At 66.0% G+C, this 8,292-nt stretch carries 5 protein-coding genes and 2 riboswitches; all 5 genes read right to left on the reverse strand.

Features of this window, described 5'->3' with window-relative positions; genetic code table 11:
• Positions 1–294 precede the first annotated feature (294 nt).
• On the reverse strand, positions 295–1,500 hold the full coding sequence (locus CXQ96_RS17530; RefSeq protein ID WP_104119312.1) for a cystathionine gamma-synthase: 1,206 nt from the start codon (positions 1,498–1,500) through the stop codon (positions 295–297).
• Between the two features lies 1 nt (position 1,501).
• Positions 1,502–2,854 (reverse strand): O-acetylhomoserine aminocarboxypropyltransferase/cysteine synthase family protein, encoded by a 1,353-nt coding sequence (locus tag CXQ96_RS17535; RefSeq protein ID WP_104119314.1) that lies wholly within the window; start codon positions 2,852–2,854, stop codon positions 1,502–1,504.
• 112 nt (positions 2,855–2,966) lie between these two features.
• A complete protein-coding gene (gene metE, locus CXQ96_RS17540; RefSeq protein WP_104119315.1) occupies positions 2,967–5,342 on the reverse strand; it encodes a 5-methyltetrahydropteroyltriglutamate--homocysteine S-methyltransferase in 2,376 nt (791 codons plus the stop codon).
• 47 nt (positions 5,343–5,389) lie between these two features.
• On the reverse strand, positions 5,390–6,298 hold the full coding sequence (locus tag CXQ96_RS17545) for a methylenetetrahydrofolate reductase (RefSeq protein WP_104119316.1): 909 nt from the start codon (positions 6,296–6,298) through the stop codon (positions 5,390–5,392).
• A gap of 103 nt (positions 6,299–6,401) precedes the next feature.
• Positions 6,402–6,514, reverse strand: a riboswitch (SAM riboswitch).
• Between the two features lie 513 nt (positions 6,515–7,027).
• Entirely contained in the window at positions 7,028–7,468 is a 441-nt protein-coding gene (locus CXQ96_RS17550) for a PIN domain-containing protein (protein WP_104119317.1), read from the reverse strand.
• Positions 7,469–7,670: 202 nt separating this feature from the next.
• Positions 7,671–7,797: riboswitch (SAM riboswitch) on the reverse strand.
• Positions 7,798–8,292: the final 495 nt, after the last annotated feature.

Below are 8,292 nucleotides of genomic sequence, written 5' to 3' on the forward strand. Positions count from 1 at the left end.
AATTCCTCGCCCATTTCAGAGCGCACAGACTGACCGCTAGATTTCGAAGGGGTTGGTCACCCTCACCGGGGCAACTCATGAAACATTACACGGTGTGCGGGGCACGGGCAAACCGATACGGCGTTGCCTGCATCACTCGCTTCGACGGACTGGCGAGGGCAGGAATGGTCGTGCGGAAAGCTCGCCCTGCCCGGTGACCGCAGCAGGAATTTTCTGCCCGGGGCCGTGGGCCACCTCAGTCGTGCAGAGGATTGGAAGTCCTCATCGGAGCACTCCTGGCGCTGATGGGCAGGCTCATGCGGTAAGGACGGCAGTACCCTCGACGACGTCCCGCATGATCTGCAAAGCGGCAAGCAGATCCTGCTGCAGGTCCGGGAGGTCCTCGACGCCCACGGACAGCCGCACCAGATCGGTGGGTGCCGCGAGTGCGGTTCCGCGCACCGAGGCGTGCGTCATCTCGGAGCAGTAACAGATCAGCGATTCCACCCCGCCGAGGCTCACCGAGAGTGCGAACAGGCGGGTTGATTCGGCGAACACGCGTGCAGCGGTTTCGCCGGCGCAGAACCGCACCGAGACGATGCCACCGAACCCTGACATCTGCTGGGCCGCGAGGGCGTGGCCCGGGTGCTCGGGCAGGCCGGGGTACAGCACCTCGGCCACACCGGGCTGGTCCCGGAGCCATTCGGCGAGCGCCTGGGCGTTCGCGTTGTGCCGCTCCATCCGCAACCCGAGGGTCTTGAGCCCGCGGGCGGCCAGGAAGCAATCCTGCGGGCCCGCCACCGCGCCGCCGGCGAACTGCTGGTAACCGATGCTTTCCGCCAGCATCTTGCCCCTGAACACTCGGTCGGCCACCACCACTGCCCCACCGAGCACATCCGAGTGCCCACCGATGTATTTGGTGGTCGAGTGGACCACCACGTCCGCGCCGAGCTCCAGGGGTCGCTGCAGGTAGGGCGAGGCGAAGGTGTTGTCCACCACCAGCAGCGCCCCCGAGTCGTGGGCAATCCTGGCCCAACCCGTCAGGTCCGCGATGCTCAGTAGCGGGTTCGATGGAGTCTCGACCCACAACAGTGCCGTCGAGCCAGGGTGAACGGCCGCGGCCACCGCGCGCAGGTCTGTGATGTCCACTGCAGTATTGGTGACACCCCATGGTCCCAGCAACCCGTTGATGAGTCGGTTGGTGCCACCGTAGCCGTCGGCGCCGAGCACGATGTGGTCGCCGGGCCTGAGCAGGGCGCGTAGCAGCGCGTCCTCGGCAGCCAGCCCTGAGGCGAACGCGAAGGCCGCGGCCCCGTGCTCCACCGCGGCCAGTTGCGCTTCGAATCCATTGCGCGTGGGGTTCGAACCGCGGCTGTACTCGTGACCCGCCCGCAGCACGTTGATGCCGTCCTGGACGAAGGTAGAGGTCTGGTAGATCGGTGGGATCACCGCCCCGGTCAGCGGGTCCGGCTCCTGCCCGGCGTGGACCGCCGTGGTGTTGAATCCCGAATACCGAGGCATGTCAGGCTCCCGTTCCTGCAGGGGCGACGGCTCCGACGGCACGGGCGTCCACGCGAGCGGACGCGGTCGGTGGAGCGAGGGCCAGATCCAGGTCCGCAACGAGATCCTCCGCGGTCTCCAACCCTACCGAGAGCCTGATCGTGGTGTCCGCGATTCCGCTCGCGAATCGTTGCTCCGGACTCAACCGGCAGTGGGTCATCGCCGCGGGATGGGCCACCAGGGATCGCGTGTCTCCCACGTTGGCCACCAGTTTGAACAACCGCAACCTGTCGATGAACGCCCCTACCTGGCCAGGATCGGCGGCCAGGTCGAAGGAGAACACGCTTCCGGCACCCCGAGGGAAGTCCCTGGCCGCCAGCTCGGCCTGCGGGTGGTCCTGGACCGACGGGTGGTGTACCGCTGCGACGGCGGGATGCCCGGCCAGGAATCGCACCACCTCCCGGGTGTTCTGCCCATGACGGGCAACGCGGATGTCCAGGGTCTCGAGCCCCTGCAGGATGTGCGCGGCGCTCGTAGGCGAAAGGGAGGGGCCGAGATCATGAAGGTACTTGCTGCGTGCCAGCGCAAGATAGGCGCCGTGACCGTGGCGTTCCCAGAGGACATCCCCACCGTACCGACGCTTGGGGTGGGTGATCTGCGGCCACTTGTCCGGATACTCGGAGAAGTCGAAGCGCCCGCCGTCGACCACGGCGCCGGCGAGGGTTGTCCCGTGCCCGCCGAGGAACTTGGTCGCGGAGTAGACGACGATGTCGGCTCCGAGGTCCAGCGGCCGGTACAGCGCCGGAGTCGCCAGGGTGTTGTCCACCACCAGTGGGACCCCAGCGTCGTGCGCGACCGTGGCGATCGCCGGAAGGTCCTGCAGCGTGGCCAGAGGGTTGCCGATCGATTCGGTCAGGAAGGCCCTTGTCGTAGGACGCACCGCTGCACGCCAGGCGTCGGGGTGCAGCGGGTCGGCGAAGCTGACCTCGATCCCGAAATCAGCGAAGGTGTCCGTGAGCAGATCAACTGTTCCCCCGTAGAGCTTCGAGGAGGCGACGATGTGCTGACCTCCTCGTGCCAGCGACAACAGGGCGACGGCGACTGCAGCTTGCCCTGTTGCCGTTGCCAGCGCCGCCACGCCGCCGTCGAGCGCTGCGATCCGCTGCTCGAGCGCCGCCACGGTCGGGTTGCCGGTGCGGGTGTAGGTGAAGCCTGGTTCCCTGAGCGCGAACATGCTGCGTGCTGACGCGTAGTCCGGGAACTCGTAGGCGGCCGTCTGGTAAATGGGAACAGCCACCGACCGGTGGGGGGCCTGCGGTTCGTAGCCTGCATGGATCTGGGCGGTGGCGGTAAAGCCAGGATCACCGGTGCTCATCGAGGGGCTCCTTCGTCAGCGGTCGTCACGTACTTGGAATCGAAGTGCCGGGGCAGGACCGCGTGCGGCCCTGCCCCGTGACACAGGAGCGGAGCAGGACCACCGCGTGCGGTCAGGAGTGCGCCAGTGCCTGTCCGGTCGTCGTGAGATCGGCGCTCTCCCGCACCGTTCTGGCCGCGGCAACGAGGTTGCGCAGCGACAGGACGGTCTCGTCATACCCCCGGGTCTTGAGTCCACAATCCGGATTGACCCACAACTGCTGCGCGGGGAGGGCCTCGAGCGCTGTCGCGATGAGGGCGGAGAGCTCCTCCTCGGAAGGCACGCGCGGCGAATGGATGTCGTAGACCCCCGGGCCGATCCCGCGGGAGTAACCGAATCCGGCCAGGTCGGCGACGACCTCGAGGCGCGAGCGGGCGGCCTCGATGCTGGTGACATCCGCGTCGAGTCCATCGATGGCGGAGATCACCTCGCCGAATTCGGAATAGCACAGGTGGGTGTGGATCTGCGTCCGATCACCGGCACCGGCAGTAGCCAGCCGGAACGCCTGTACCGACCAGTCCAGGTACGGCTGGTGATCCGCCGAACGCAGCGGCAGCAGCTCGCGCAGGGCGGGCTCGTCCACTTGCACGATCGCGATCCCTGCAGCCTCGAGGTCGGCGATCTCATCCCGGAGCGCCAACGCCACCTGATTGGCTGTATCTCCCAACGGCTGGTCATCACGGACGAAGGACCAGGCCAGGATGGTCACCGGGCCTGTGAGCATGCCCTTGAGCGGCCGCTCGGTGAGCGACTGCGCAAAGCTGATCCATGGGACCGTGAATGCCTGCGGCCTGGACACATCACCCCACAGAATGGACGGACGAGTGCAGCGCGAGCCATAGGACTGCACCCAGCCATGATCCGTGGCCGCGAAGCCGTCGAAGTTCTCCGCGAAGTACTGAACCATGTCGTTGCGCTCCGGCTCACCGTGTACGAGCACGTCCAGCCCGAGGCCCTCCTGCAACCGCACCACGCGGGCAATCTCCTGCCGGAGGAACTGCTCGTACTCCGCCGGTGAGATGCTGCCATTGCGGACCGCGGCCCGGGCGCTGCGTACCTCTCCGGTCTGAGGGAACGACCCGATGGTGGTGGTTGGCAGCACCGGCAGTCCCAACCGTTGCTGCTGCACCTCGGCCCTGCGTTCGGCAGGGCCGCGGGTGAAGGCCTCGGCGGTCAGGTCGCGTATGCGCTTGCGTACCCGGTCCACGACGACGCCGTCGAAGCGTGCCCGGTGCTGCAGCGCAGCCTCCGTCTCCTCGAGGTGCGTGGCCACAGTCGACCGATCATCAGCCAGTCCCCTAGCCAGCACGACCACCTCACGTACTTTCTGGTCGGCGAAGGCCAGCCATGCCGGCAGGTGCTCCGGCAGTGCCGTCTCGGCCCGCACATCATGCGGCACATGCAGCAACGACGTCGACGTCGCCGTCGTGACCACGGCGCCCGTTCCGGCCTGCAACTGCTCCAGTACACTCAGCGATGCCTGCAGGTCGTTCCGCCATACATTCCTGCCGTCGACGATGCCGGCGACCAGGCGCGTCGCGCCCAAACCCTGCAGCACCTCGTCGGAGGGCCTGGAACCCCTGACCAGATCCGCATGAACGGCCTCGATGCCGGCTGCTGACAGCACAGCGAGCGCCTGACCCGGTTTCGTCGGGTTGCCCGCGGTGCCATAACCGGTCGTGACCAGCAGGGCCGGGCGCTCGGCATGACCGGCCAGCCGCCGGTACACACGCTCGACCAACCCACCCTGTGCTGCCAACTCACCGCCGCGGTCGCTGACCAGACCCGGTTCGTCCAGCTGCACCCACTCGGCTCCTGCCCCTGCGAGTGACGCCAGGATGCCCTCGTACGCAGAGACGACGTCGTCGATGCGGGACAGCGGGTCGAATCCTGCGGGGGCGCCCTCTTCCGCTTTGGCGAGCAGCAGGTAGGTCACCGGGCCCACCAGCACCGGGCGCAGCACCGCTCCTCGTTCACGCTGCCGCCGGACGATCGCCGTCAGGCGGTGGGCCACGGCAGTAAAGGTCGTCGCGACGCCGATTTCTGGCACCAGGTAGTGGTAGTTGGAATCGAACCACTTGGTCAGTTCCAGTGGCGCCCGCTCTCCGTCGCCCCGAGCAAGCGTGAAATAGGCAGCGGTGCCGATGGAACCGTCCTGTTCGGCCAAATCAGCGAAGCGAGTCGGTAGGGCCCCGAGCGCAGCGGTAACATCCAGCACCTGGTCGTAGAGGGCGAAGTCCGCGGGGATCGAGGAATCCTCGCCGCCCAGACCCAGCTCGACAAGGCGGGAGACCGTGCGGTCCTGCAGTTCCTCGGCCGCGCGCTGAAGTCCGGACTCGTCGATTGTTCCCGCCCAATAGGATTCCACCGCCTTCTTGAGCTCCCGACCCGGTCCGATTCGTGGGTAGCCGAGGATTGTGGCGCTGGGGAAAGCTTTAGGGGTGCTCATTGGGATCTCCTTCGGAAGTGATGTGATGTTCTGCTGAGAGGGCCGGCTCATGCGGGGACAGCGAGTGAGCGTGCAGCCGGCAGGTCCAGTTGATCGATGACCTCGACCGACGCGCGGTGGTCATTGAACGTGTACAGATGCAGGCCTGGAGCTCCTGCGTCGAAGGCCGCCCGGGCCAGCACTGCTGCCGCCCGCACACCGATCCGCCGTCGCTCGCCGTCATCGGACGCCGTCTCCAGCCGGTGCAGCAAGGCCGCGTCGGGACGAACTCCCGTCATCATGGCCAGTCGTTCGAGCCGACGGACGTTCGCCATGGGCATAACGCCGGGAATGATCGGTATGGTGACGCCGGCGGCACGGGATGCCGCTACCAGAGCGACGTAGTGCGCGGGATCGAAGTACACCTGAGTGATCGCGAAATCGGCGCCGGAACGCTGCTTCGTCACCAGCACCTCGACGTCGTGCAGGAACGACGGCGACTCGGGATGCCGGTTGGGGTACGCCGCCACACCTACTGCTAGCTTGCCGCCCGCCAGTGTCGCCCCGTGACGGGCCTCGACGTCCCGGATCAGCTCCACCAGCTGGTGCGCGAACGGCACATCACCGGAGGGAACCTCAGGATCGCGCGGGAGGTCCCCGCGCAGTGCCAGCAGGCCCCTGACTCCTAGCCCGAGAAACTCCCGCACCAGGCGGTCGAGACTCTCTCGTGTCTCACCGACGCAGGTCAGATGAGCAAGCGGACGGAGCCTGGTGTTGCGAACGAGGTGCTCGATCAGCCCGACGGAAGCCCGACGACGACCAGGTGTGCCGCTGAAAGTCACCGACACATAATCCGGAGTGGTCGCTGAGAGCTCGTCGATCGTGTGAAACAGGCTGTCGCCGGCTTCCGGAGTCGCCGGCGGGTACAGCTCGTAGGACAAGGATGGCGGTATTGCTGCCCGGTCGTGCGGTGTCATTCCACTCCTCGAAACGGCCGAGGGAGTAGATCAACGATCGGATCGAGGTCCAGCGGTACCCGTCTGCGAGCACGCTGGGACCTCAGGTACGTTCACTGATGTGTCTCCATCGGTTCTGGCAGGAGCACCGCTTCCACCGCTCTCCCTGGCGGGAGGGCAATCGAATGGTTGCTGCGGCGTCAACAAGCCAGATCTCTCGGCCGCTCTTGATGGTTTGTTGGACCACTGTAAGCAGCACCGCCGCCACCGGCACAAACCTGCAATGAGATGGCGTCGGATGACGTTTTCTGACTCGTGCCTTGTCACACTGCGCCTCCACGGCGTCATGAACTCAGCGCCTAGAACACTCGATTGGCGGTGCCCGGCTGTGCCGTCACGCGAGATGCCAGAAGCAGATTGGAGCTCGTAGGAGGGGCAGGCAGGCCACGCCGAGGAGAAGGTTCCAGCGCTCAATCGGTCTTCATCACGTGTGGAAGTGTCACACGTAGTGAAGTGTCACGCGTCGACTTCGCGGTCGTCGCCGCGGACGGTCACTGCAACTAGCAGCGCGACGCCGCCACCACGTCGGTGGTGCAGTCAGGTCTCCGTGCATTCAGAGGTGCAGCCCTTAGCGCTGTCGCGGGCACAGTTCGTCTGTGCTGTCACGGGCACAGCTCGCCCGTGCTGTCGTCCGTGCAGTTGTCCGTGCGAACGTGGGATTACCGGGCCGGTCGGCCGCCGGCGCGACCGTCAGTGCAGTGTCACTGAGGGCGGGGCATCTGTTTCCCAGGGATTGATCACTGGGACGGCCAACCTGCGGTAGGTCTCCACGTTTCCCGACACGACGGAGAGATGCTGCTGAACTGCGGTTGCAGCAATGAGGGATTCAACTGCCGGCACACCGTCACCGCCCGCTATCGGACCCCAAGCAATGGCCACATCGACGTCTATTGGCAGGATATTCGAGCCGTAGAGTTCCTTGAATTCGCGAAGCCATGGTTCTAGTTCTATACCGTGGAAACTCCCGTCCTGTCGGCTCAGGGAATGCAGTTCGCCGATCGTGATGGCCGAGACGAAGATGCGGAAATGCCTTCGGCGATGGAGGAATTCCACCACGGCAGGATCGGGAGTGCGTCTGCGCAACTCCGCGACGACGTCCGTGTCGAGGAGGAGACCTCCCGACGGTGCCACGGCTCAGAGCCCTGATGGGCGAACGTTGTTGGCCGGAGCACGATCATTCGCATGCGGCCTGAGTAGGAAGTTCACGAAGGCTTCGCGCGGAGCCGTCAGCACTTCGTAGTCCTGAATGCTCATCGCCACGAGCTGAATCTGAGGTCGTGTGCCTGTGTCTGACGAGTTGGTCATGAGCGGACGGCGCTTGGCCGCGTCCTTTCGCGAGCTCTTGCCTGCACCGGGTGCTCACAGTGAGCGAATACAGGCCGCTTCCTCATCCGAACCACCCTACGAGCGCGGGGTTGGTATGTAGCCAAGTCGGAGCTTGCCGGCCACAATTCTTGAAGCTCCAGCAAGTATAGCCACCTAGCCCAGTTCCGCTCCGGGTCTTCCGGTCATCGTTCGTAACAGCGTCCATCGAACGAACTGAAGACATACCAGGAGATGGGGACCCGGATTCGTTCGCCAACTGCGGCTCGGCAGTGCGCATTGCTGCTGAGCGTTCTAAGCCGCATCAGTGCCGTGCCGAGGAGCGGCTGCCGGCAAGAAAGCAACGCCCCAGCGTAGGCAGGCGACCAGAACACGGCGGGAGCGCCCGCCAGAACAACCGGCGGTGGTGGCTGCCCTGCTCAGGTGCGCCAGCCATAGCACGCACGCGCCGGCGTCCGGACGCCGGAGCCCTTCCCCCAGCTGCCTGCTGCCTCCCCGGGTGCGTGCCGGGTCCGACTGCCGGGTGGTGTGCGGGGGGGGGTGGGTGGTTAAAGTGGTGAAGGCCCCGCACCTGGTGGTGTGGGGCCTTCACTGTAATGGTTGTCCGGCGGTGTCCTACTCTCCCACACTCT

It is taken from the genome of Arthrobacter sp. B1805 (assembly GCF_002929745.1).
Classification (GTDB): Bacteria; Actinomycetota; Actinomycetes; order Actinomycetales; family Micrococcaceae; genus Arthrobacter_D.